Here is a 26,067-nt window from a genome sequence, read left to right as displayed (position 1 = left end):
TAAAGTTAATATTAAAAATAGGGTTTAGTAGCAAGTATGATTGATTATTTGCTACTAAGCCCTATTTTACATTATGATACCATTGAAATTCTATATATTTTGTTTTTTATAAATTAATGTGGGTACTTATGTCTTTTATCACCTGCACCTCTTGTAGGCACCACAGAAACTATAAAACCTATAAGTATAGAGACCAATGCTGGTGCAATAACGTTAATATATACTACATATCTAGTTTTATAAACAATTAGAGCTGTTACACCAGTAATCAAAATTGAAGCTACAAATATATAAATAACAAATTTTGCAAAAGAACTCATGAATTTTTCATAAAATCTATGACGAGTAGGTCCACTAATAATACTTCTAAATAAGAAATAAGAAATAAGTATTAGGACTAAATCCATGCCTGCTGAGATAATAAAATTTTTCATGTTAATCACTCCTCATCATGAAAATAAGCTTTTTATATTCTATTATATTTTGCCTAATTTATAGAATTTTACACATAAAATTTAAAATTAATATTTTATGTAGTTTATTTAGATGATGACTAGCTATTGTATACTTAAGGCACATTCAAATAAATAACTAGTCAGTATGCTAGTCTATTTTGAATCCCACCACGTCAATAGAACCCTCAGATAGCTCACTATCTAAAGAACCTATTTCCTTGTAGGCTTCAAAATATACGTCGCATCTTTGACTTACTATTTATTTTCATATGCCTAATCTAAAGTTAGTAGGAATACAAGCTTCAACTAAATAACATTCATTGATCAGTATAGTTTAAATGATAGTAAACTTGTTATTAGTGAAAATTATAAGAATATAGCTTAAATTAATGGAATTAAGCTATATTCTTATAATTTTTAAATAGGTTCATTAAGAAACTTGTATTGAGACATAAATAAGTCATAATACATACCCTTTAATTTTATCAATTCATTATGGGTTCCAGACTCAGCTATAGTACCATTATTTATAACCATTATTTTATCAGCATCTCTAATGGTAGAAAGCCTATGTGCTATTACAAAAGAAGTTCTTCCAATAAGTAATTTTTTTATTCCCTGTTGAACTAATTTCTCTGTGTAGGTGTCTATGTTTGAGGTAGCTTCATCAAGAATTAATATTCTAGGGTTTGCTAGAATGGCCCTTGCAAAGGATATAAGTTGTCTTTGCCCTACTGATAGTCTTGAGCCTCTTTCATTTACTTCTGTATCATAACCTTTTTCAAGTTTTATAATAAAATCATGAGCATTAGCCGATTTCGCTGCTGATATAACCTCTTCATCCGTAGCATTTAACTTTCCATATCTAATATTCTCTTTTATAGTAGAAGAAAATAAAAAAGTATCCTGCAACATGATTCCCATCTGAGATCTTAGTGATTCTATATTTACATTTTTAACATTAGTATTATCGATTAATACTTCACCCTTAGTAGAATCATAAAATCTACTTATAAGATTTACTATAGTAGTTTTACCAGAACCAGTAGGGCCAACTAAAGCAACAGTTTCGCCGGGATTTATTTTAAAATTAAGATTATTTAAAATAGGTATATCATCATAAGAGAAAGTTAAGTTTTTAAATTCTACAGTACCTTTTATTTTTGGCATAATATCATCTTTTATGTCTATTATATCTGGTTCAATATCAAGAATTTCGAAGATTCTTTCACCGGCAGCAAAATTTGTGATAAGAGTGTTATAAAAGTTACTTATATTTATAATAGGTCTCCAGAACATGCTTACATAAGAAATAAAGGCTACCATGGTTCCAATAGTTATATTCCCAGATTTTATAAGTGAGACTCCATAACCAAAGACTAGTATGGTACCTATCCCAGAGGAAAGTGTGACTATCGGCCAAAATGAGTCATTTAACCTTACCGCTTTTATGAAAGTACTCATCATATTTTTTGTAAGTAATAAGAGCGTTCTTGATGTTTTTTCTTCTTCGGAAAAACTTTTTATTACTCTTATGCCTGAAAAGTCTTCATGGGTATAGGCATTTAAATTTGATCTTTTTCTTCTATAATTTTGCCATTTACCTCTAGAAATTGTTTCTACAGAGAAAAGAGCAATTGCTAAAAATGGAAGAATAATTATGGAAACTAAAGCTAGCTTAAAGTTCATATAAAACATTATCAAGGTTACACATATAAGTGTTAATATTTCAGGTATAAAGCTTGTTAAACTAGTGGAAAATAATTCTTGGAGAGAGTTTACATCACCTATTACTCTAGCTAGAACTTTTCCTACTGGTCTATTGTCAAAGAAAGAAAATGAAAGTTTCTGAATGTGTTCATAAAGCTGTTGTCTTATCTTAAGTAAAATTTTATTTGTGACCTTAGACATCATTCGAATACTCGTTCTTGAAGCAAGCATTGATAAGGAGTTCATTATGAACATGATAATAGCTATAAAGATAAGCCCATTTAGATTCTTTACTGAAATATATTTATCAATAGCCATTTTCATTAAATAAGGGTTTAAAAGATTACATATCATTACATAAATTAGAAGTATCAATATAAAGAATACTTTTAATTTATATGATTTCAAGTAACTAAATAATCTAATTATTAAGTCTTTATTGGAGGTATTATTTATATCCTCATCTTGTCGCACTGAATTTTTAGCCATTATATCACCTCATCTTCATCTAAAGATTCAAATTGTTCACAATAAATTTCGTAATAACGCCCCTTTTGGTTAATTAACTCTTTATGAGTTCCAGTTTCAACTATCTCACCATTTTCTAAAAATACAATAATATCTGCATTTTTTACAGCTGATATTCTATGGGCAATTATAAAAGTAGTTACTTTTTCTTGTCTATTATAAAGGTTTTTTAATAGATTATATTCTGTATCCATGTCTAAAGCCGAGGTAGAATCATCTAATACTAATATTTTTGAATTTTTAATAAGTGCTCTGGCTATGCAAAGTCTTTGCTTTTGACCACCAGAAAGACCTATTCCCCTTTCACCAATAACTGTATTAAAACCTTCTTCAAGTTCATTTATAAAATCTAGGGAACAAGAATCATTGCAAGCTTTCTCAACTTCTATTTTGGACGCGGTGATATTACTAAATTTTACATTATTTTCTATGCTATCAGAGAAAAGAAAGGTGTCCTGTGGAACTATAGCCATTTGCCTTCTCAAAAGTTCTATATTTACGTTTCTAACATCTATTCCATCCACTAGAACACTTCCAGCAGCAACATCATAATATCGTCCTATTAAATTCATTAAAGAGGATTTGCCAGAACCAGTAGTACCCATTATGGCTACAGTACTTTTGGCTGGTATTTTTAAATTAATATTTTTTAAAACAATTTCACTATTATATTTAAAGGTTACATTTTTAAACTCTATGTATCCTTTAATATTATTGAGCGAGATTGAATTTTTAGGAGTCACTATTTGTGGTTTTATATTAAATATTTTATCTATCTTTCTTGCAGAAGCTGATCCTTGAGATACAACATTTGTAAAAGTACCAATCATTCTTATTGGCCATATTAGCATCCAGACGTAACCGTTAAAGGCAACTAAAGTACCTATACTCATATTATTTTTTATAACTAAAATACCACCAACACATACAACTAGAAGTGTTGATATATTTCCTAAAAAATCTTGAAGTGGATTATACTTACTCCATATGTGGTTTAATCCTATATTTAAATTGTAATTATTCCTATTTAGTTTTAAAAATTTTAATATTTCATGTTTCTCTCTGGCAAATGCTTTTACTAGTCTTACTCCAGCAATATTTTCTTGAGCCGTAGTATTCAATACAGCTATTTGATCACTTATCTTGTCAAATTGATGATCTGTCTCTTTCTTTAATTTAGCGGTTACATATATCAATATAGGCATGGTAGACAAACATATAATTGCTAGAATCCAATTTAGTTTGAAAAGTATTATAGATGCAATAATAAAATATAAAACATTTTCTATTATTAAGTTTATTCCGAAGCCTAAGGATTTCCATACATTTTCTACATCCTCTCCTATTCTAGACATAAGTTCACCTGTGTTAATACTATCAAAATAGCTAAAAGAAAGACTTTGAATATGATCAAATAAATCCTTTTTTATATCTGTGGTAACCTTAGTAGACATGTAATCAAAACAATATTCTTTTATGTATCCTAGTAGGGCTCTTGCTATGGATATAATGCCAATATAAATAAGAAGTCTATTAAGCAGTTCGTATTTTTTTAATATTATTACTCTATCTATCATTACCTGCACAAGATATGGATTTAACATATCTAATCCAATACCTATGAGCATTGCTATTGATGGTACTAGTATGAGAAAATAATATTTAGGTAAATATTTAAGTATTCTTTTCAAGTAATAATGCCTCCTTTTGATGTGTTATTATTATGAACTTATTATTTTATAATAAAACAAAAAGTCCACAGTTTCCCATGGACTTTTACATAATAGAATACATTGCATATATCAAAATAAAAAAGTCATGGGAATGATAGCCCATGACTGTTAAAAGCAAACTTTAAATTATTTATAAAGTATATTTTTTAAGGCAGGACTATCTTTTAAATTTTTATAAATACCTAGTAATAAAATTCCGTATCTCATTTTCCTACCTCCTTATAATATTATGCTTCAATCATAGAGTATTGAAGTTTACTTGTCAATATAAATTTTAATTTTCTAAATACATTTCTCCAACTTTAAAGACATCTCCAGCACCTACAGTTAGAAGTAAATCACCATCTTTTAAGTTTTCACTTAAATATGAAACTATTTCTTTAAAACTGTGTATGTTTTCACACTTCACATTGTTTTTTCTTACTGCGTCGCCAAGAGTATCTGAACTAACCACGCCTGTATCTTTTTCCCTTGCAGCGTAGATATCAGCTAATATAAGATTATCTGTATCTGAAAATGCATTGCTAAATTCGTCAAAAAGAGTGAGTGTTCTTGAGTAAGTATGGGGTTGGAAAACACAAAAGACTCTTTTATGAGGATAATTCTTAGCAGCGGATAAAGTAGCTTTTATTTCAGTTGGGTGATGTGCATAATCATCTATTACTATTACACCATTCTTTATGCCCTTATATTCAAATCTTCTATGGGTACCACCAAAGCTTGAAAGTCCATTTAATATAGATTCATTACTTATGTTAAGTATTAAAGCACAACTGATTGATGCTAAAGCATTTAATACATTGTGTTTCCCAGGAACTGCAAGTTTTATATTAAATAAGAAGTCATTAGAATTATACACGTCAAAAGAAGCGCAACCCTTATCATCGAAGTGTATGCTTTTAGCGGTTATAATACCATTATCTATACCAAAAGTTATAACATTACAGGATGCCTTTGAAGCTATTTGTGAAGCTCTTATGTCGTCCGCATTTGCAACTAAATAACCATCCTTTGGAATTAAACTGGTGAACTTTTGAAAAGTATCTTGAATTTCATTTATATCTTTATAGTAGTCTAAATGATCTGCATCCACATTAAGAATTAGACCTATATAAGGATAGAATTTTAAAAATGAAGCTTTATATTCGCAGGCTTCAGTTATAAAGTATTCACTTTTGCCAGTTCTTACATTACCATTTATTATATCTAGTTCACCACCAACAAGAATAGTTGGATCTAAATTTTCCTTTAAAGTTATGTGAGAGATCATGGATGTAGTAGTAGTCTTACCATGAGTTCCTGATATAGCTACATTATATTTATGACCTTTCATTATTAATCCCAAAAACTCTGCTCTTGTAAGCATTGGAATTTTTAATCGTTTAGCTTCTATTATTTCTGGATTTGTTTCTGGAATAGCAGCTGTATATATTACTAAATTTACATCCTTTATGTTGCTTTTATCATGGCCTATATATACCTCAGCTCCAAGTGCTGATAATTTTTCAGTAAGAGGAGACTTATGCATGTCTGAACCTGATACTGTATAGCCTCTTTTAAGCAGAATTTGAGCAAGTCCGCTCATACTAATACCACCTATTCCTATAAAGTGAACTTTTTTGTCTAAGTCATTATTTAAATTAAAACTCATGAAATCAACTCCTTAATTAATCATTGTTATAAATTAATATTATTTAATAGAATATATTACACCTAATAATTAAAAAATTCCCCTTCTTAATTATATACAAATATGAAAAAAAGCAATACATAAAATAGTGAATAACATTTAAAAGTAAGAATATTTATATTGATAAAGGCTATAATATAGCATAAAATATGAATGATAAGAAAATTATTTCATAAATAATTCGTAATTTTAATGTAAATAGGTGATGGGATGGAGAAGTTTAGCAGGAACCAGAGGATAGCAGCCATAACGAAAATATTGGTTGAAAGTCCTAATAAAATTATTAACTTAAATAATTTTACAGAAATTTTTAATGCTGCAAAATCAACAATAAGTGAAGATATAGTTATTATAAGAGATATATTAAATAAGCTTAAATTAGGCAATATTGAAACTATTTCAGGTGCATCTGGAGGAATTAAATATGCATGTGATGTTTCAGAAGATGATAAAAATAAGTTGGCTAGAGAATTGTGCTTTATTTTAAAGGAAAAGGATAGAATAATACCGGGGAATTTTATTTACATGACAGATATAATGTATAATCCCGTTATGGTACATAAAGCAGCTGCTGTTTTATCATTAAGTTTCAATAAATTATCAATAGATTATGTAGTTACAGTTGAAACTAAAGGTATTCCTTTGGCCTATGAAGTTGCTAAAATGCTTGGAGTTCAACTTATTATAGTAAGAAGAGACAGTAGGGTTACTGAAGGTCCTACTGTAAGTATAAATTACCTTAGTGGGTCTGGAAAAAGAATTCAAAATATGTCTTTATCTAGAAGGTCTATGAAAAGAGGAAGTAAGTGTATTTTTATTGACGATTTCATGAAAGCTGGTGGAACAGCTCTAGGAATTATTGATTTATTGAAAGAATTTGATAGCGAAGTTTTGGGAATAGGTGTATTAGTGGATAATGTAGAGAATAAAAGAAAACTTGTAAACAACTACATTTCTATTATTAAGTTTAATGGTATATCAGATGATGGATCAGCTATTTTAATTCCATCTGAAAACTGAAAATAATAAAATTTTCAAAAAATTTTTATAAAAATTATAAATTTTTTGAAAAATAAGAAGGAAAAATATAATAAATAGAGAATATAAGTAAAGTATAAAGCATCTTGGAGGTGGAGTTGAAGAATGCAGATTACAGATGTAAGAATCAGAAAAATCACTACAGAAGGAAAAATGAAAGCCATAGTTTCTGTTACATTCGATAATGAATTTGTTGTTCATGACATAAAAGTTATTGAAGGTCAAAATGGTCTTTTTATTGCTATGCCTAGTAGGAAAACTCCAGATGGAGAATTTAAGGACATAGCACATCCTATAAACACTACGACAAGAGAAAAGATACAGACAGCAATTTTAGATGAATATGAAAAAGTAAAGAACGAAGAAGTAAAATCAGAAACTGAAGAATAAAATAAAAAGGGGGAAAATGCTCCCTTTTTATTTTTTGTAAAATTATATATTATTTAGAAAGTTCAAAAAACGTCCTATTATCTTGAAAATAATCTAATAATAAAATATAATAAAAAAGGTTAATTGTCGTAATATATATTGTAAATGAAAATTATTAACCATAAAGAGGTGTTAGCATGGATAAGTGTGTTTTGATTTTGGCTGGTGGCAAAGGTAAGAGAATGAAATCAGATTTACCTAAAGTTTTGCATAAAGTTTGTGGCAAAGAAATGATAAACCATGTAATAGATGTGATGAGGAAGGCAGACTTTCAAGATGTGAATGTTGTAATAGGAAAGGGAGCTGATCAAGTAAAAGATGCTACAAGAGACAGAAATGTAACTTATTCTTTTCAGAGTGAACAATTAGGTACAGGACATGCAGTTATGTGTACTAAAGATTTTCTAAAAGATAAGGATGGAATTGTGGCGATTTTTGCAGGAGATGCTCCTTTAATATCGGAAAACACTGTTAAAAAGTTCATTGATTTCCATAAAAAGGGAAAATATAAAGCTACTTTACTTACCTCAATATTAGAAAATCCTACGGGCTATGGAAGAATTATGAGAGATTCTAAAGGCGATGTAGAAAAAATAGTTGAGCATAAAGATTGCACGGCTGAAGAACTTAAAGTTAAAGAAGTCAATGCAGCAATGTATTGTTTTGACATAAATATTCTTTTAAATGGATTGGATAAAATTGAAAATGATAATGCTCAAAAAGAATACTATTTGACTGATATGGTTGAAATATTCAAAGCGTCTGGAGAAAAGGTTGGTGCAATGCCTATAGATTTTGAGGAGACTCTAGGTGTGAACTCAAGAGTTCAATTATCAGAAGCGGAAGTTATAATGAGAAATAGGATTAACGAAAAACACATGGAAAATGGTGTGACAATTATTGATCCTGTTTCTACATATATAGGTGAAGATGTGCAAATAGAAAGGGATACAATAATATATCCTGGAAATGTAATTGAAGGAAAGTCCATAATAAAGGAAGGATGTATTCTCTATCCTAATTCTAGAATTTCAGATAGCATTATTAGTGAAAATGTGACTATACAAAGTTCTGTGATTTTGCAAAGTAAAATAGGTAGCAACACTACAGTAGGCCCATTTGCATATATAAGACCTGAAAGTAATATTGGAAATCATGTTAGAGTGGGGGATTTTGTTGAAATTAAGAAATCAACTATTGGTAATAATACTAAGGTATCACATTTGACATATATAGGCGATGCACAAGTAGGAAGTAATTGTAATTTTGGATGTGGAACTGTAGTAGTAAATTACGATGGAAGAGATAAGCATAAGACTATAATTGGTGATAACTCCTTTATAGGATGTAATACTAATTTAGTGTCACCGGTAGAAGTGGATGACAATACATATATTGCGGCAGGGTCTACAATAACAGAAAAAGTTCCAGAAGGGTCACTAGCAATAGCTAGAGCAAGACAGGTTATAAAAAAAGGTTGGGTATCAAAAAAGAATTTAAAGAAATAGACTTTAGGAGGATTATTTTATTATGATATGTCATGGAAAGAATATAAAAATATTTACAGGGAATTCTAATCCTGATTTGGCAAAGAGTATTGCAGATATACTAGGTATTGCAATAGGAGATTCTAAGGTAAGCAAGTTTAGTAATGGAGAAACTTTTGTTGATATTAATGAAACTGTAAGAGGTGCAGATATATTTGTAGTACAGACTCTTTGTGAACCTGTTAATGACAGTCTTATGGAACTTTTAATTATGTTAGATGCGCTTAAAAGAGCATCAGCTGGAAGAATAACAGCAGTTATTCCGCATTATGCATATGCAAGACAAGATAGAAAAGCAAAAGCAAGACAGCCTATAACTGCAAAGCTGGTAGCTGATTTAATACATACTGCAGGTGCGGATAGAGTTCTTACAATGGACTTACATGCAGCTCAGATTCAAGGATTCTTTGACATACCAGTTGATCATTTAGAAGGTGCACCAATACTTGCTAAGTACTTTCAAGGATTAAATTTGAATAAAGATGAGCTTATTTCAGTTTCACCTGATATTGGTGGAGTTAAAAGAACTAGAAAGTTTGCTGAAAGACTTGAAACACCAATAGCTATAGTTGATAAGAGGAGACCTAAACCAAATGTATCGGAAGTAATGAGTGTTATTGGTAATATAGAAGGTAAGAGAGTTATATTAGTAGACGACATGATAGATACTGCTGGTTCAATTACAAATGCAGCAGATGCACTTATGAAATTAGGGGCAAAAGAGGTATATGCTTGCTGTACTCATGGTGTATTATCAGGACCAGCTATGGAGAGAATTGAAAAATCATCACTTAAAGAAGTAGTTATATTAGATACAATACCTATTGATGAGAAGAGTTGTGCTAGTAAAATAAAAGTTTTATCTGTGGCAAATATTTTTGCAGAAGCAATAAGAAGAATATATGAAGATATTTCTGTAAGTAAAATATTTGATGAAACAATGGCAAATAAAGAATAATATATAATGTATAAGTTAAAATTAAGTAACATCGCAATCTGATTTTTAGTTTTGCGATGTTTTACTATATTTTAAATTATGATTAATAATTTGTAACATTCATGATTAATTATGTAGAATGTGATAAATTATAATTACTGGGTTAAGATAATACCCATAGGAGGTAAAGAGATGGAAGGAACACTAGGAACAATTTTAATTATTGATGATGATGAAAATATAGCAGATATAATAAAAATATATCTTGAAAGTTCAGGATATAATACAAGGCTTTGCTATGATGGCAAAGAAGCTATGAATACTTTTATTGAGTGCAAGCCAGATTTAGTTCTTCTAGATATAATGCTTCCTCATATAGATGGAATAGATGTACTAAAGGCTATAAGAAAGGAATATGAAACACCTGTAATAATGCTTACAGCTAAGGGGGAAACCTTTGACAAGGTTTTAGGACTTGAGCTGGGTGCAGACGATTATATTGTTAAACCATTTGAAGCAAAGGAACTTATAGCAAGGGTAAAAGCTGTATTAAGAAGATATAATACTGATAATAGAGGAAAAGAAAAATTAAGTTTTGATGGATTGATAGTTGATATAAATTCCTATTCAGTTGTATATAATGGAGAAGAGATAAAAATGCCTCCTAAAGAATTTGAATTGTTATATTATCTAGCAAATAATAGAAATAGAGTATTTACTAGAGAACAACTTTTATGTGAAGTATGGGGATATGACTATCCTGGAGATTCTAGAACTGTAGATGTACATGTTAAGAGGCTAAGAGAGAAACTTCAAGGTGGATCAAATTGGCAAATACAAACTGTATGGGGTGTAGGATATAAATTTGAGGTGAAATAGTATATGAAAAAAGGATTATTTTCCCAGATGATAGCAGCATATACTATTATTATAGCTATAAGTTTTATTATAGTCTCAGGACTGTTATCTGTTTGGTTTGAATCCTATTATTTTCAGCAAAGAGAAGATGAACTTTATAGAGCAGCTACACTTATAAAACCTGTAGCGGTAAATTATATGCAGGGCGGTATGTCCTATGATTTTCTGAATGATACATTAGAACATTTAGAACAATATTTTAATGCCAATATACTTCTAGTAAATAAATATGGTTACGTATATGCTTTATCTGACATGAAAAACAACGGTAAATTACTTGATAAGCAAATTCTAAATGAAGACATTGAGCAACTTAGAAAGGGAAATATTATAGCTAGGAAAGATATATATGGAGGTAGTTTTAAAACTCCAGTTCATACATATATTGTACCAATCATATATAATGGTAGTGGTTTTGAAGGAGCTATAATGATGAATACGTCATTATCTGAAATAAAGAAACCACTTATAAAAGTGTATTATATAATTTGGGCTTTAGCTACCTTTGCTATAGTAATAGCTTGTATCGTTATTTACCATCTTTCTCAGAAAATTATTGTTAAGCCTTTGGAAAAGATAAATTATGTGGCTAGAAAGATAGCTAATGGTGATATAGAAAAAAGAGTTGAAATTAAATCAGAGGATGAGATTGGAGAATTGGCTAAATCTTTTAATTATATGGCAGATTCTATAGCTAAAATTGAAAAAAATAGAAGAGAATTTATTTCAAACGTTTCTCATGAAATAAGATCACCAATAACTTCTATTAAAGGATTTATTGGTGGAATACTTGATGGAGTTATACCTGAGAAAAAGGAGAGATACTATTTGTCTTTAGCCTATGATGAAACTCAAAGATTAACAAGACTTGTAAATGATTTATTAGATTTATCTGCAATAGAGTCTGGTCAGTTACCTCTAAACATAACGAAGATTAATATTAATGAAATAATAAGAAGAACGGTTATAAAATTTGAAACTAAGATAAATGAAAAGAAATTAAAAGTGGATGTATGTTTCAACAAAGATGAATTATATGGCATGGGTGATATTGATAGAATAATGCAAGTTGTTACAAATTTAATTGATAATGCTATTAAATATGCAATAAATGAGGGAAAAGTAAGTATTGGAACAAAAATAAAGGGAGATAAGATTTTAGTTTCAATATACAATGAAAGCAAGCTGCTGTCAGAAGATGATTTGAAACATATATGGGACAGATTTTATAAAAATGATAAGTCTAGAACCTCTAAGGTAAGTACAGGACTTGGATTGCCTATAGTGCAAAGTATACTAACTCAGCATGGGGAAGATATATGGGTTAAAAATAGTAAAGATAGTGGAGTGGAATTTACATTTACATTGAAAAAAGCGGTAGATTAGATGTATTCAAATGATTTTAAAAAGATGAAAAGAAATAATAATTCTAGAAAGGAACATCCTATGGGTTAAATGTTTCTTTGAAGATATCTTATATAGTGGGAGGTGTTACTTTGAAAGATAATGATAATATTATTAAAGATGTAGAATGGCATGAATTAGAAACAAAGAAAGAAAATTTAAGTGGAAATATAAAATTCAGAAAAAAGGATAAAAGAGCTATCCTCATTAAAATATATAAAGGTGTAGCATTTGTATTAATTGCTGCCTTTTCTGGTGGAATAACGGGAGGATATATTTCCAGTAAATTATATAGTAATAATCAAGCAAAAAATAATAACTCATCTATTTTTCAAAGTAATAAGGTAACTAACAATGAGGATAGCAATTCTAAAAATCCAATTACTAGAGTAGCTGAAAATGTAAGTCAATGCGTAGTTGGGATAAATAATAGTAATGATAATGTTTTAGATAGTGAGACTAGTACTTATAGTGGATCTGGGATAATTTTTAAATCTGATGGATATATTGTAACAAATTATCATGTTATTAAAGGAACAAATAAGCATCTAGTTAAATTGTCCAATAGTAAAAGTTCTAAACCACTAAATGCAAAAGTTATAGGATATGATGCTATGTCTGATTTAGCCGTTATTAAAGTAGATTCCACTAATTTACCCACAGCTGTTTTTGGGGATTCATCAAAGGTACAGGTAGGAGAGACTGCCGTTGCCATAGGGAATCCATTAGGAGATGAATTTTCAGGGTCTGTTACTGCAGGCATAATAAGTGCTATAAATAGAGAAATACGAATACAGGATCCATCTACAGGTGTTAATACAACTTACAAGGTGCTTCAGACTGATGCTGCTATAAATCCAGGAAATAGCGGTGGTGCTCTTTGTAATGAAGATGGTCAGGTTATAGGTATAAACAGTTTAAAAATAGGGTCTAACGAAAATGTAGAAGGAATGGGATTCGCTATATCTATAAACGAGGCGAAAAAAATAATAAACTCTATAATGAAGGATGGAAGAGTCATAAGACCATATTTAGGAATTTATCCTGAAGATTATGTATCTCAAGATAAAAGTGTAAAGGGTGTACTGATTAAGAAAGTTGCAGAGAAGACTGGAGCAGACGAATCAGGTATTAAAGCTAATGACATAATAATAGAATTTGATGGCATGAAATTGCAATCAAAAAATGAACTACAAGACATTATAAACAGGCATAAGGTTGGGGATTCAATACCTTGTAAAATTTTAAGGGACGGAAAGATTATAAGATATAACATCAAATTATCAGAGAGACCGGTGTTTGATAATTGATAAACATAAAATATTTAGCAGTAATGAATTTAGTCTTTACTGCCGATTTTTATTTATATAAATATTTAGTATAATGTATTTAGGCATAATAAAGAAATGAACAGTAAAGATATTTAAAGTACAGCTCACTTCTCATTTCTTTTTGTATGTCTTATTGTGATAAAATTAAGGAGGAAGTGGCATAAAGTGCATCTAATAGTTGGATTAGGAAATCCCGGAAAAGAATATGAGAAAACAAGACATAATGTAGGCTTTGATATATTAGACTTAATAAGCGATAAGTATAATATCAATATGAATAGGACAAAATTTAAAGGAGTATATGGTGATGGAAAAATAGATGATGAAAGGGTAATACTTTTAAAACCAGCTACATTTATGAATTTAAGTGGTGAAAGTGTTAAAGCGGTTTGTGATTTTTATAAAATAAAAAATGAAAATATAATAGTGATTTATGATGACATTAGTCTTAGTGTTGGAAGAATGAGAATAAGAAAATCAGGCAGTGCTGGTGGACATAATGGTATAAAAAATATAATATCTAATCTATCCAGTGATGTATTCCCAAGAGTTAAAGTAGGGGTAGGGGCTCCAATAGGAGATCTAATATCACATGTTCTTGGAAGATTCAGTACTGAGGATAGAATTGAGGTAGAAAAAGTATTTAATGTTGCAGCTGATGCAGTGCAATGCATAATAACAAAAGGTACCTGTGAGGCCATGAATAATTTTAATGGTATTAAGGTTTAGTAATTTAAGAGGTGTTAATATGAGATTTAGGGGGCTTATTCAGCCTTTAAGAGAAAGTAGAGAATTTATAAATATAATATCTAATATAAATAGAAATAAATTTCCCATTGGAATATCTGGTTTATCTGATTCGGCAAGAAGTTATTTTATTTACAGTGTGTATGAAGAAATGGATAATCCTTTTATTATTGTAACGGATAACGATGTAGAAGCAAAAAAAATATATGAAGATTTGTCATTATACTTATCTAATGTTTATTATTTTCCATCTAAAGATATGGTGTTCTATAATATAGATGCAATATCCGGTGACCTAAGATGGGAAAGAATAAAAATTATAAAAGAAATGCTTATAAAAGGTAGAAAGATAATAGTTACTTCAATTGATGCTTTTTCATCCTATTATGCTCCTGCGGAGCTATACAATAAGTATTCATACAGTATTGGATTTGGAGATACTATTGATTTAGATAAGTTTAGTAAAGAACTTATCTTATCAGGCTATGAAAGAGTAGAAACTGTAGATAGTAAGGGACAATTCTCCATAAGAGGAGGTATATTTGATATATTTCCTCCTATAACTAATATGCCTTATAGAATTGAACTCTTTGGAGATGAAATTGACTCTATAAGGACTTTTAATACGGATTCACAAAGGAGTATAGATAAGGTAAGTAAAATTGATATATTCCCTGCAAAAGAAGTTATTTTAGAGGAAAACAATGTTAAAAGAGGATATAATAAGATAAAAGAAGAGCTTTCCTTAGTAGTAAAAAATCTTCAGCAAAAAAATGATAAGGAAGCTGAAGAAAAAATAACTAATATAATGAATAGAAATCTTGAAGCTTTAAAAGAATCCTCTAATTTTGAAACTATAGATAGTTTTTTACCCTTTTTCTATGATAAGTTATCTACATTTTTTGATTTTATCAAGGACTCACTAATAATAGTAGTAGATGACGTACGTTGTAAGGGAAAGCTAAGTAGCATATTCTTAGAATTTGAGGAAAATTATAAAGCCTTTCTTGAAAGAGGGGATATACTACCAGGTCAGGGTAAACTTCTTATTCCTGAAAAGGAAATTTATGAAGTATTGAATGACAATAAAACAATTAATATGACTAGTATTGAAAAGGCAGCAGGCTTTCTGAAGACTACTTATAATGAGAACTTTAGAGAAATAACTTTAAGTGGTTTTGGTGGAGTTCTTGATTTGATCATAAATGAAATCAAAGATAAGAAGGATAAAGGCTATAAAACTATTATATTATGTGGAAGTAAACCAAGGGGAGAAAGGCTTGTAAATACTTTAAGGGATAGAGGTATAGAAAGTAATTATAGAGATGAAATAAAAAGTATACAATTTGGTGAAATTATAATTACTTTTGGAAGTCTTAATAAAGGCTTTGAGTATCCAGATTTGAAACTATGTGTAATTTCAGATAAAGAGCTTTTTGGAGAAGCTAAAAGAAAGGCTAAAAAGAAAAATCAAAAAGGTGTAAGTAAGATAAAGAGTTTTGCAGAATTAAAGCCTGGAGATTACATAGTTCATGTTAATCATGGAATAGGAGTATATAAGGGTATAAAACAACTTGAGGTTGAAAATCATAAAAAAGACTACCTTGAGCTCAGTTATTCTGGTGATGACAAATTATTTGTTCCGGTAGAACAACTTGATTTAGTGCAAAAATATATAGGTAGTGATGGAAATTCACCCAAGATAAATAAATTGGGTGGAAATGAATGGAATAAAGCTAAAAATAAAGTTAAGAAATCCATCAATGAAATAGCGGAAGAACTTGTTAAATTATATGCTATAAGATCTACTTTAAATGGATACACTTATTCCAAGGATACTGTGTGGCAGAAGCAATTTGAAGAGGAGTTTCCATATGATGAAACCCCGGATCAAATTAGTGCAATAGAAGATATAAAAAATGATATGGAAATAGGAAAAGTTATGGATAGACTCATATGCGGTGATGTGGGTTATGGTAAGACAGAGGTAGCAATTAGAACTGCTTTTAAAGCGGTAATGGATGGAAAACAAGTGGCATTTTTGGTTCCTACTACTATACTTGCCGAACAACATTACACAAATTTAAAGAAAAGATTTTTTGACTTTCCTGTAACTGTAGATATGATAAGTAGATTTAGAACTTCGGCTCAACAAAAAGCTACTATAAAATCTCTAAAAGAAGGAAATATAGATATACTTATTGGTACGCATAGAATATTGCAAAAGGATGTATTATTTAAAGATTTAGGACTTTTAATAGTGGATGAAGAACAGAGATTTGGAGTAACTCATAAAGAAAAAATTAAGAATCTTAAGAGAAATATAGATGTATTGACGTTAACAGCTACACCTATACCTAGAACTCTCCATATGTCACTTACAGGGGTTAGAGATATAAGTGTTATGGAAACACCTCCAGAGGAGAGATACCCAGTACAAACCTATGTGGTGGAATATAATGACCAACTTATAAGAGATGCTGTAATGAGAGAACTTAATAGAGGTGGACAGGTATTCTTTGTATATAACAGGGTAGAAACTATAAAAGACATGGCATCTAAGTTATCTAAATTAATTCCAGAAGCTAAGGTGGCTGTGGCACATGGACAGATGACTGAAAGACAATTAGAAACAGAAATGTTTGCCTTTATGAATAAGGAATATGATATACTGCTATGTACTACTATAATCGAAACAGGAATTGATATTCAAAATGTTAATACAATGGTTATATATGATGCGGATAAAATGGGCCTATCTCAGCTTTATCAACTTAGAGGTAGAGTTGGAAGAACTAATAGAATGGCATATGCTTATTTTACATATAGAAAAGATAAGATGTTAACAGAGGTAGCTGAAAAGAGATTAAAGGCAATCAAAGAATTTACAGAGCTTGGGTCTGGGTTCAAAATTGCAATGAGAGATTTAGAAATAAGAGGAGCTGGTAATATGATGGGATCAGCTCAACATGGTCATATGGCAGCTATTGGATATGACTTATATTGCAGAATGCTTGAAGATGCTATAAAACAGTATAAGGGTGATATAGAAAAAGAACCTATTGAAACATCTATTGAACTCAAAGTTGATGCATATATCCCAAGTTCCTATATAGAAAATGAGGTTCAAAAAATAGAGATTTATAAAAAGATTGCTTCTATTGAATCAAGAGATGAGTTTACAGATATACAAGAAGAATTAGAGGATAGGTATTCCAACATACCTATATCTGTTGCTAATTTAATGGATATTGCCTATATTAAGTCGCTAGCAAGACAAATAGGTATAGTCGATGTTAGAGATAGAATTGAATCAATAAATTTTAAATTTGAGGATAAAGATAGAATAACAGATAAACTGATACAAGGTTTAATTAAAAATTACAAAAGACGTATAGTTTTTAAGAGTGAAGATAAACCTATAATTGTATACAATTTAAGAGATTTAAAAAGGGAAAATTTACTGAATGATTTGATTGAGTTATTAAAATACATGATATCAGTAGTTGAAACAAAGTAAATCTATGGTAAAATTAAATGCATGTTGATAAATTTATATTTTAAATAATTAAAAAAGTAGGGGGCGTAGATTTGAAGAACATAAAGAAAATAGTGTCTATAGCAATTATTGGTATAGTTGCTATAGCCATGAGTGGATGTAATATGATAGCAAAAACAGAACAAGGTATTATGAAGAGTACAGTGGCAAAAGTAAATGATGAAAAAATAACTAGAGGTCAACTTGATGACAGAATGAAGGGTATTATTAGTCAAATTAAACAACAGTATGGAGACAATTATACTAGTAATGATCAGGCAGTAGAAGCATTAAAACAACAAAAACAAAGCATGCTTGATGAAATGGTTACGGAAACACTACTTCTACAAAAGGCAAAATCAATGAAATTAGTACCGTCTGATTCTGAATTGAATACAGAAGTTACTAAACAATATAATTCTACAAAATCTAATTATAAAACTGATGCTGAATGGAAGACAGCTTTAAGTCAAAATGGATTTACAGATGCTTCTCTAAAAGAGCAGATAAAAAATGGAGTTATAATAAATAAAGTTGTAGATAATGTAACTAAGAATGTAAAGGTAACAGACAAACAGATTCAAGATTACTACAATGCAAATCAGAGTCAGTTTACAACACAACCTAATAAGGTACACCTTGCTCATATATTAGTGAAAACACAAGCTGATGCTCAAAAGGCTAAAGATAGAATTGATAAAGGCGAAGATTTTGCAAAGGTAGCAAAAGAAGTGTCTACTGATACAGGAAGTAAAGATAATGGTGGAGATTTAGGGGATTTAGAGGAAGCAAACTCAGGACTTGATGCTACTTTCTTAAAAGCTGGATTAGCATTAAAACCAGGTGAGGTATCAGCACCAGTTCAAACTCAATTTGGATGGCATGTTATAAAATGTATTACTAAAACCGAATATCCTGTTAAAAAACTTGATGAAGTAAAATCTGATATAAAAGATACTTTGATAAAAACAGCAAAACAAGATGCTACAACAAAAGCTATAGATAAATGGAAGAAAGAAGCTAAAATTACACAATATCCTAAAAATTTAAATTAAATATAATATTTATATAATTGCAAATAGGCTATCCTGTCAGGATAGCCTATTTGCATATTTAGTTATGAAGATATTATAGTTTAAGCGAAGTTATGTTCTTATCTGATGACTAGTTGATTAGTCGCTGTAATACTCCACTGATATAAAGAGAAAATTAGATAAATTACTTAACGATAAGTAAAGCTTTAATACAGGAAATTGTGCAAAATAGTTTTTGTAAATATAAGTCTAATTTAGTACTATAGTAAAAAGTATGCATAAAATTTTATACTTGGTAAGATACTATAAACGTAAAAACATTTACATTATATAGGAGGGAAAATGAGTATGAAAGCAACTGGTATTGTTAGACGTATAGATGATCTTGGAAGAGTTGTAATACCGAAGGAAATTAGAAGAACTTTAAGGATAAGAGAAGGAGATCCTCTTGAAATATTTACTGACAGAGAAGGAGGAGTAATATTAAAAAAGTATTCACCTATTGGTGAGTTGAGTGACTTTTCAAGAGAATATGCAGAATCTTTGAACACATCCATTGGACATATAGTACTTATAGCTGATAAAGATAGTATTATTTCCATAAGTGGTGGAGTTAAAAAGGAGTATTTAGAAAAACGTGTAAGTGATGAACTAGAAAAAGTCATGGATGGCAGAAAAATTGTCAACATGAATAGCAATGATAATAAAGCAATACCCTTAATAGAAGATGAAGAAATAGAGGGTAAATATTCTGCACAAATAATTTCACCTATTATAGCAGAAGGAGATTCTATAGGTGCAGTAATTATAATGTCTAAAGAATCAGGAGTGACTTTTGGTGAAACAGAAGAAAAATTGAGTGAAACAGCTTCTCTATTCTTAGGGAAACAAATGGAACAATAATATTATTGTACTAGTTATAATAAATTTTTTTTAACCAAAGGTTACATATAAAAATTAGATAAAAAGTAATAATACCTCCAAACTATAAATATTAATATTTTATAGGAACTTTGGAGGTATTGTATATTATGAAGAAACAATCGCTTATTAGAGGAACTGTTATTTTAGGAATAGCAGGTATTTTTGCTAGGTTCTTAGGTATATTCTTTAGATGGCCGCTTATAATGTTAATAGGTGACGAGGGAATAGGATATTATCAAATGTCATATCCTATGTATATGTTTTTTATAGCCACTGCATCGGGCATACCAGTAGCAATTTCAAAGATGGTTTCAGAAAGAAATGCCATGGGAGACAAGGATGGGGCAATTTTAGTTCTTAGAAAAGCTTTAATTCTTATGTTTATTATTGGAGGAGGATTTACAACTTTTATTCTAATATTCAGTAATAGTTTAATTGATTTTTTGAATTGGGACAAGAAATCTTATTATTCATTAATTGCTATTGCATTAGCGCCTCTATTTATATCTGTAGTAAGTGCTTTTAGAGGATTTTTTCAAGGAATGCAAAATATGAATCCTACAGCTATATCACAAATATTTGAACAACTAGGAAGAGTAATTGTGGGGGTAGGGCTTGCGTACATACTATTACCTAGAGGCATAGAATACTCAGCCGGTGGAGCTGCTTTTGGTGCAGTGGCAGGGGCCGTAGTGGCTGGAATATATTTGATAAGTAAATATATTTCCGTTAGAAAGGAATTTAAGGTTGTTAGTCACAAAAAAAATCATGACATAATGAGTAAACTTCTTTATATAGCAATCCCTATCTCTCTTGGATCAGCAGTGAGCAGTATTATGGGGCTATTAGATTCTATAATTGTACCACAAAAGCTTCTTATAGCAGGTTTTAATTATAAACAAGCTACCATAATTTATGGACAACTTACAGGTAAAGCATTTGTATTAGTTAATGTGCCATTAACTTTATCTATAGCTCTTTGTGCTTCTCTTGTTCCAATAATATCAGAAGCATATATATTAAACAGGAAGAAGGAAGTACTAAATAAGCTTCAGTCAGCTATAAAGGTATCTATGGTTATTGCTATACCGTCTTTATGTGGATTGTTCTTTATGTCTAGACCTATACTAAACTTGATATTTCCTGGGCATGGAGATGGATATTTGATTTTGAAATATTTAAGTATTTGTATACCATTTATAGTTCTTGCTCAAACAAGTACGGCCATATTGCAGGGTATAGGAAAGTATTTTTATCCTGTAATAAATTTATTTTTAGGATGCGTTGTTAAAGTAACTATAACTTTATTTTTAGTTCCAATACCTGAAATAAATGTGTATGGAGCTATAGTAGGAACTATATTGGGGTATATGACAGCGGCTATGCTGAATATACGTCTTGTTAAAAAATGTTTAAATGTAAAGATTAGTTTCTATGATAGTATAATAAAACCGGCTTATGCTTCTATAATTATGGTGATTACAGTTGTATTTATTTATTCAAATGTCTATAATAATACAATGAGTAATGGTATAGCTTGTTTTGTAGCTATATTTCTCGGAGTTATTATATACTTAATTTTAATATTGGTATTTGGTATATTTAGTTATAGTCAAATAAAGAGAAGAATAGCTAGAAAACATTGATAATGTTTTCTAATAGCAATAAGCAATATGCATAAAGGGGATAGAGGTATGATTAATATAGTTGGTTTGGGTCCTGGATCTTTAGAATCATTGACTATGGGTGCGATACAGCTAATAAAGCAAAATAATAATATATTTTTAAGAACAAAAAAGCATCCTACTGTTAAATTTTTAAAAGATGAAGGAATTCATTTTACAACTTACGATGGTAAATATGAGCAGGCAGAAAGTTTTGATGAGGTATATAGTTCTATTGCCGAGGATTTAGTCAAGCAACATGAGTTATTAGGTGATATTGTATATGCAGTACCAGGACATCCACTTGTAGCTGAGAAATCAGTAAATATTCTACTGAAACTATGCAAAAATAAAAAAGTCAAAACAAATATATTACCAGCTGTAAGCTTTATAGATGCCGTGATGGAGGCACTAGAGATAGATCCAATAGAGGGGATTAAAGTAATAGATGCTTTTGATGTAAAAAATCAAATAATGGATAAGAGAATAGGAACGATAATAACTCAAGTTTATAATAATTTTATATCATCTGAGGTTAAAATTACATTATTGGAGTATTATAAAGATGATACTGAAATTTACTTTGTAAGATCAGCAGGAATAAAAGAGGATGAGAGTATCAGGAAAATAGCGTTATATGAGCTTGATCGCCAACAAGATATAGATTATCTTACTTCTATATACATACCAAAAGATTTGGATAACACTAAAGATTTTTATGATTTGTTAAGAATTATTGATATTTTGAGGGGAGAAAATGGATGCCCTTGGGATAAGGACCAAGATCATGATTCTATAAAAAGAAATCTTATTGAAGAGAGTTATGAGGTTTTAGAGGCAATAGATGAAAAAAACGAAAATATGATAGTAGAAGAACTGGGCGATGTATTATTTCAAGTTATATTTCATTCACAAATAGGAAAAGAAGAAGGATATTTTAATGTTAATGATGTAATAGAAGGTATCTGCAATAAAATGATTAATAGACATCCTCATATATTTGGTGATGAAATAGCAGAAACTACAGAAGATGTTATTGACAATTGGGATAAGATTAAGATGAAAGAGCAGAAAATGAATAGTTATACAGATACATTGAAACATGTAGCTAAGAATCTACCTGCGCTTATAAGAGCAGAAAAAGTACAGAAAAAAGCGGCTAAAGTGGGTTTTGATTGGGATAAAGTAGAAGATGCATTTGACAAGGTTTCAGAAGAATTAACTGAAGTAAAAGATGTATATAAAGGGAGTAATAGGGATAAAATAGTAGAAGAAGTGGGCGATTTAGCATTTAGTGTAGTAAATGTTTCAAGATTCCTTGACATTGACCCTGAAAATGCTTTAAATTATACTATAGATAAATTCATTAAGCGCTTTGAATTCATTGAGTTAAAGGCAAAAGAAATGAATAGCGATCTAGGAGATATGACACTTAGTGAAATGGATGAATTATGGAATGAATCAAAATCACTAGAAGATTAATAACGTTTAGTTAATTATTAATTAAATGTCTATTAAAAAAAAGGAATTTTGTAATTTTTGAAGAATATGCTATTAAGTTAACGTATATTCTTAATTTTAAGGAGGTAACAAAAGTGAATAAGGCAGAATTAATTACAAGTATATCTGAAAAGAGTAATTTAACAAAAAAAGATGCAGAAATAGCTCTAAAAGGGTTTATAGAAAGTATTGAAGAAGCTCTTGAAAAGGGTGAAAAAGTTCAATTGGTAGGCTTTGGTACATTTGAAACAAGAGAAAGAGCTGAAAGAAAAGGAAGAAATCCAAGATCTAAAGAAGAAATAACTATACCTGCTTCAACTGTTCCAGTATTTAAAGCAGGAAAAGAATTTAAAGACAGAGTAAATAAATAGTTTTTATAATTTTATTGTAAAACCTGGATTTTATCCAGGTTTTTCGTTATTTATGTATTAAAATATTAAAGGCTATATCAAAGGAGAAATCTTATGAGATTAGATAAATATTTAAAAGTATCAAGAATTATAAAAAGAAGAACAGTAGCAAAAGAAGCTTGCGAAAGTGGTAGAGTTTCTATAAATGGAAAAGTAGCTAAACCTAGTACCGATGTAAACGAAGAGGACATTATAGAAATTAAGTATTCTGAAAAAATATTAAAGGCAAAAATAATAAATATTTCAAATCATGTTCTTAAAGAACATGCAAGTCAAATGTATGAGATTATTTTTGGAGAAGATAATTAATATATATATGATGTAATATAACTCTTCTATTTTACATATATATTTATAAGTGGAATAGGAGGGAAGAGTATGGAAGTAAAAGTTGAGGATAAAAAAGGAAATTTAGTGCTTGAAAATAGAAAGAAATTGTCTATTACAGGTGTAAATGAAGTAGTCAGTTTTAATGATGAAACTATAATATTAAATACTAATCTAGGGGCGCTTACAGTTAGAGGGAGTGGCCTTAAGATGAATAAGTTAGATGTAGAAAATGGAGATATGAAAATTACCGGAACAATAAATTCTTTTGCATATACAGGAAGTAAAAACAGAAAAAATAATGAAAGTATAATAGCTAGGCTATTTAGGTAAAGATTATGGTACTTTCAAATTTTATTCAATTTAATTTGCTTTTTTATAGTTTTATTGCAGGGATATTTACCGGTATATTATTTGATATATATAGAGTCATGAGAGGATTAGAAGTCCCAAATAAGTTTATTGGATTTATTGAAGATCTTTTATTTTGGATTTTAACAGCTATAATAATATTTATATTTTTACTTTATAGTAATGATGCAATTATGGGCATTTATGTTTATTTGTTTATAGGAATTGGAGTTTATATTTATATTAAACTTTTAAGTAAAAAACTTATGTACATTGAAGTTAAAATGATGAGAGGTTTGGCTAGAATTATAAGGATAATATTTAAGTTGATGGTATATCCTTTTAGACTATTATTTGATTATTTTTTAGTTAAAGATAAAAATAAAGAATAAAAAACTTGAATATATTGATAAAAAAATTTAAAATAGAGATAGTAGTCTAAAAGGTTAAATTCTGAAAGGAAAAAGGGTATGAGAAAAAAGTCTAAGCTTAAATATCTTATAATGGGTATTATTGCTATTAATGTATCTTATTTGTTTATAAATCAACAAATCACTATGCATAGAATAAAGGCTAGAATTAAAGACACAACTGTAGAGGCCCAAAAGCTAAAATCCGAAAATGAAAAATTACAGGATGAAATTAAAGTATCACAATCGGATAAATACAGCGAAAAACTTGCTAGAGAAAAACTAGGGCTTATTAAACAAGGCGAGGTTCCTGTAATAAATGGTACTAATAACAAATAAATGTTATAGCATTTATAATTAAAATAAAATATAAACATATATCGAGGAGGAGTCTTTTTAATATGACCTTAAAGGCAGGAGTAATTCTAGAAGGTACAATAATAAATATTACAAATTTTGGTGCATTTGTAGAGGTGGAGGGTAAAACTGGTCTTGTTCATATTTCAGAAGTGGCAGATACTTTTGTTAAAGACATAAGAGATTATTTAAAGGAACAAGATAAAGTAAAGGTAAAAGTTTTGGCAGTAGATGATAATGGAAAGATAAGTTTGTCTATAAAGCAAGCATCTATTCCTAAGAAAACATGTAAACCTGTTGATATTGATTGGAGCAAAAATTCAAAACCTAAACAGGGAGGAGCCGATTTTGAAGATAGGCTATCAAGATTTTTAAAAGATAGTGAAGAAAGATTTCAAGATTTAAAGAGACACCAGGAAGCAAAAGGTCGTGGTGGTTATAAAAAAAGTTAGGTAATAAGGAGGCTTATAGTAGCCTCTATTATTTTTAACAGTATACGAATTATATAAATATGATTTAAATTAAAATATAATAACAAATATTTTAAATATTTGTTGACACTTATTAATATATGATATATAATAAATCTTGTCGTCAGAAATGACGTGCCGAAGTGGCGGAACTGGCAGACGCACAGGACTTAAAATCCTGCGATGCTTAAACCATCGTACCGGTTCGATTCCGGTCTTCGGCACCATAATATCGCGGGGTGGAGCAGCTGGTAGCTCGTCGGGCTCATAACCCGAAGGTCATAGGTTCAAGTCCTATCCCCGCAACCAGATTTGGCGGAATAGCTCAGCTGGCTAGAGCATTCGGTTCATACCCGAAGGGTCGTAGGTTCAAGTCCTATTTCCGCTACCAGAGTTCATACATATGTATGAACTCTTTTGTTATTTAGGTTAAAGTATAATTGAGATATCTGATTTATCAATGTAGAAAACTTTTAAATATTCATTGTGTTTTTTTTATACAGTTGAGCTGAACAGCAGATTAAAATTCCATTTTTATATAGATAGAATTTTATAAAATTATTGCTTAAAGTCTGTTTTGATAATATTAATAAATAAGTTAAGATGGTTATTAAA

The 26,067-nt window shown here is 29.6% G+C and carries 23 protein-coding genes and 3 tRNA genes; 22 read left to right on the top strand and 4 right to left on the bottom strand.

The window, feature by feature from the left end; translation table 11 throughout:
• Nucleotides 1–113: 113 nt before the first annotated feature.
• From RH99_RS05895 to murC, 4 genes are all read right to left on the bottom strand, one after another.
• Nucleotides 114–434, bottom strand: a complete 321-nt coding sequence (locus tag RH99_RS05895; protein WP_010235254.1) for a hypothetical protein — start codon at nucleotides 432–434, stop codon at nucleotides 114–116.
• Between the two features lie 438 nt (nucleotides 435–872).
• Nucleotides 873–2,654 (bottom strand): ABC transporter ATP-binding protein, encoded by a 1,782-nt coding sequence (locus tag RH99_RS05890; protein WP_010235252.1) that lies wholly within the window; start codon nucleotides 2,652–2,654, stop codon nucleotides 873–875.
• Nucleotides 2,654–4,384 (bottom strand): ABC transporter ATP-binding protein, encoded by a 1,731-nt coding sequence (locus RH99_RS05885; protein ID WP_010235250.1) that lies wholly within the window; start codon nucleotides 4,382–4,384, stop codon nucleotides 2,654–2,656. The genes RH99_RS05890 and RH99_RS05885 overlap by 1 nt, the downstream gene beginning before the upstream one ends.
• A gap of 316 nt (nucleotides 4,385–4,700) precedes the next feature.
• On the bottom strand, nucleotides 4,701–6,077 hold the full coding sequence (gene murC / locus RH99_RS05880) for a UDP-N-acetylmuramate--L-alanine ligase (RefSeq protein WP_010235248.1): 1,377 nt from the start codon (nucleotides 6,075–6,077) through the stop codon (nucleotides 4,701–4,703).
• 249 nt (nucleotides 6,078–6,326) lie between these two features.
• Between murC and purR the strand changes: the two genes are divergently transcribed.
• From purR to RH99_RS05770, 22 genes are all read left to right on the top strand, one after another.
• Nucleotides 6,327–7,136: a pur operon repressor gene (gene purR / locus RH99_RS05875; RefSeq protein WP_010235245.1), complete on the top strand. Its 810-nt coding sequence runs from the start codon at nucleotides 6,327–6,329 to the stop codon at nucleotides 7,134–7,136.
• Nucleotides 7,137–7,259: 123 nt separating this feature from the next.
• Nucleotides 7,260–7,544, top strand: a complete 285-nt coding sequence (gene spoVG / locus RH99_RS05870; RefSeq protein WP_010235241.1) for a septation regulator SpoVG — start codon at nucleotides 7,260–7,262, stop codon at nucleotides 7,542–7,544.
• A gap of 176 nt (nucleotides 7,545–7,720) precedes the next feature.
• On the top strand, nucleotides 7,721–9,091 hold the full coding sequence (gene glmU, locus RH99_RS05865; protein WP_010235239.1) for a bifunctional UDP-N-acetylglucosamine diphosphorylase/glucosamine-1-phosphate N-acetyltransferase GlmU: 1,371 nt from the start codon (nucleotides 7,721–7,723) through the stop codon (nucleotides 9,089–9,091).
• Nucleotides 9,092–9,113: 22 nt separating this feature from the next.
• Nucleotides 9,114–10,088 (top strand): ribose-phosphate diphosphokinase, encoded by a 975-nt coding sequence (locus tag RH99_RS05860; protein ID WP_010235237.1) that lies wholly within the window; start codon nucleotides 9,114–9,116, stop codon nucleotides 10,086–10,088.
• Nucleotides 10,089–10,259: 171 nt separating this feature from the next.
• Complete coding sequence (locus RH99_RS05855) at nucleotides 10,260–10,946, top strand: response regulator (RefSeq protein ID WP_010235235.1); 687 nt, start codon at nucleotides 10,260–10,262, stop codon at nucleotides 10,944–10,946.
• Nucleotides 10,947–10,949: 3 nt separating this feature from the next.
• Complete coding sequence (locus tag RH99_RS05850; protein WP_010235233.1) at nucleotides 10,950–12,371, top strand: sensor histidine kinase; 1,422 nt, start codon at nucleotides 10,950–10,952, stop codon at nucleotides 12,369–12,371.
• A gap of 110 nt (nucleotides 12,372–12,481) precedes the next feature.
• Entirely contained in the window at nucleotides 12,482–13,699 is a 1,218-nt protein-coding gene (locus RH99_RS05845; protein WP_010235231.1) for a S1C family serine protease, read from the top strand.
• A 186-nt stretch (nucleotides 13,700–13,885) separates the two neighbouring features.
• Nucleotides 13,886–14,449, top strand: coding sequence for an aminoacyl-tRNA hydrolase (gene pth / locus RH99_RS05840; protein WP_010235228.1), 564 nt, complete (start codon nucleotides 13,886–13,888; stop codon nucleotides 14,447–14,449).
• 19 nt (nucleotides 14,450–14,468) lie between these two features.
• Nucleotides 14,469–17,987, top strand: a complete 3,519-nt coding sequence (gene mfd, locus RH99_RS05835) for a transcription-repair coupling factor (RefSeq protein WP_010235226.1) — start codon at nucleotides 14,469–14,471, stop codon at nucleotides 17,985–17,987.
• A gap of 71 nt (nucleotides 17,988–18,058) precedes the next feature.
• A complete protein-coding gene (locus RH99_RS05830; protein ID WP_010235225.1) occupies nucleotides 18,059–19,060 on the top strand; it encodes a peptidylprolyl isomerase in 1,002 nt (333 codons plus the stop codon).
• A 327-nt stretch (nucleotides 19,061–19,387) separates the two neighbouring features.
• Complete coding sequence (spoVT, locus tag RH99_RS05825) at nucleotides 19,388–19,942, top strand: stage V sporulation protein T (protein ID WP_010235223.1); 555 nt, start codon at nucleotides 19,388–19,390, stop codon at nucleotides 19,940–19,942.
• Nucleotides 19,943–20,070: 128 nt separating this feature from the next.
• Nucleotides 20,071–21,609: a putative polysaccharide biosynthesis protein gene (locus RH99_RS05820; RefSeq protein WP_010235221.1), complete on the top strand. Its 1,539-nt coding sequence runs from the start codon at nucleotides 20,071–20,073 to the stop codon at nucleotides 21,607–21,609.
• Between the two features lie 48 nt (nucleotides 21,610–21,657).
• Nucleotides 21,658–23,109 (top strand): bifunctional methyltransferase/pyrophosphohydrolase YabN, encoded by a 1,452-nt coding sequence (yabN, locus tag RH99_RS05815; RefSeq protein WP_010235220.1) that lies wholly within the window; start codon nucleotides 21,658–21,660, stop codon nucleotides 23,107–23,109.
• A gap of 86 nt (nucleotides 23,110–23,195) precedes the next feature.
• Complete coding sequence (gene hbs, locus RH99_RS05810; RefSeq protein WP_158511939.1) at nucleotides 23,196–23,498, top strand: non-specific DNA-binding protein Hbs; 303 nt, start codon at nucleotides 23,196–23,198, stop codon at nucleotides 23,496–23,498.
• A gap of 93 nt (nucleotides 23,499–23,591) precedes the next feature.
• On the top strand, nucleotides 23,592–23,846 hold the full coding sequence (locus RH99_RS05805; protein WP_010235218.1) for an RNA-binding S4 domain-containing protein: 255 nt from the start codon (nucleotides 23,592–23,594) through the stop codon (nucleotides 23,844–23,846).
• Between the two features lie 69 nt (nucleotides 23,847–23,915).
• A complete protein-coding gene (yabP, locus tag RH99_RS05800) occupies nucleotides 23,916–24,197 on the top strand; it encodes a sporulation protein YabP (protein WP_010235217.1) in 282 nt (93 codons plus the stop codon).
• 5 nt (nucleotides 24,198–24,202) lie between these two features.
• Nucleotides 24,203–24,607 carry a spore cortex biosynthesis protein YabQ gene (gene yabQ, locus RH99_RS05795; protein WP_010235215.1) on the top strand — a complete coding sequence of 135 codons (405 nt, stop codon included), beginning with the start codon at nucleotides 24,203–24,205 and terminating at the stop codon, nucleotides 24,605–24,607.
• A 78-nt stretch (nucleotides 24,608–24,685) separates the two neighbouring features.
• Nucleotides 24,686–24,964: an FtsB family cell division protein gene (locus RH99_RS05790; RefSeq protein WP_010235213.1), complete on the top strand. Its 279-nt coding sequence runs from the start codon at nucleotides 24,686–24,688 to the stop codon at nucleotides 24,962–24,964.
• Nucleotides 24,965–25,026: 62 nt separating this feature from the next.
• Entirely contained in the window at nucleotides 25,027–25,434 is a 408-nt protein-coding gene (locus RH99_RS05785; protein WP_010235211.1) for a S1 domain-containing RNA-binding protein, read from the top strand.
• A 155-nt stretch (nucleotides 25,435–25,589) separates the two neighbouring features.
• Nucleotides 25,590–25,679: transfer RNA gene (locus RH99_RS05780), tRNA-Leu, on the top strand.
• A gap of 6 nt (nucleotides 25,680–25,685) precedes the next feature.
• Nucleotides 25,686–25,761: transfer RNA gene (locus RH99_RS05775), tRNA-Met, on the top strand.
• 5 nt (nucleotides 25,762–25,766) lie between these two features.
• A tRNA-Met gene (locus RH99_RS05770) sits at nucleotides 25,767–25,843 on the top strand.
• Nucleotides 25,844–26,067: the final 224 nt, after the last annotated feature.

It is taken from the genome of Clostridium arbusti SL206 (assembly GCF_000246895.1).
Lineage (GTDB): Bacteria > Bacillota > Clostridia > Clostridiales > Clostridiaceae > Clostridium_I > Clostridium_I arbusti.
Note: the sequence above shows the minus strand (reverse complement) of the source record. Positions and strands in the feature narration are given on the sequence as shown.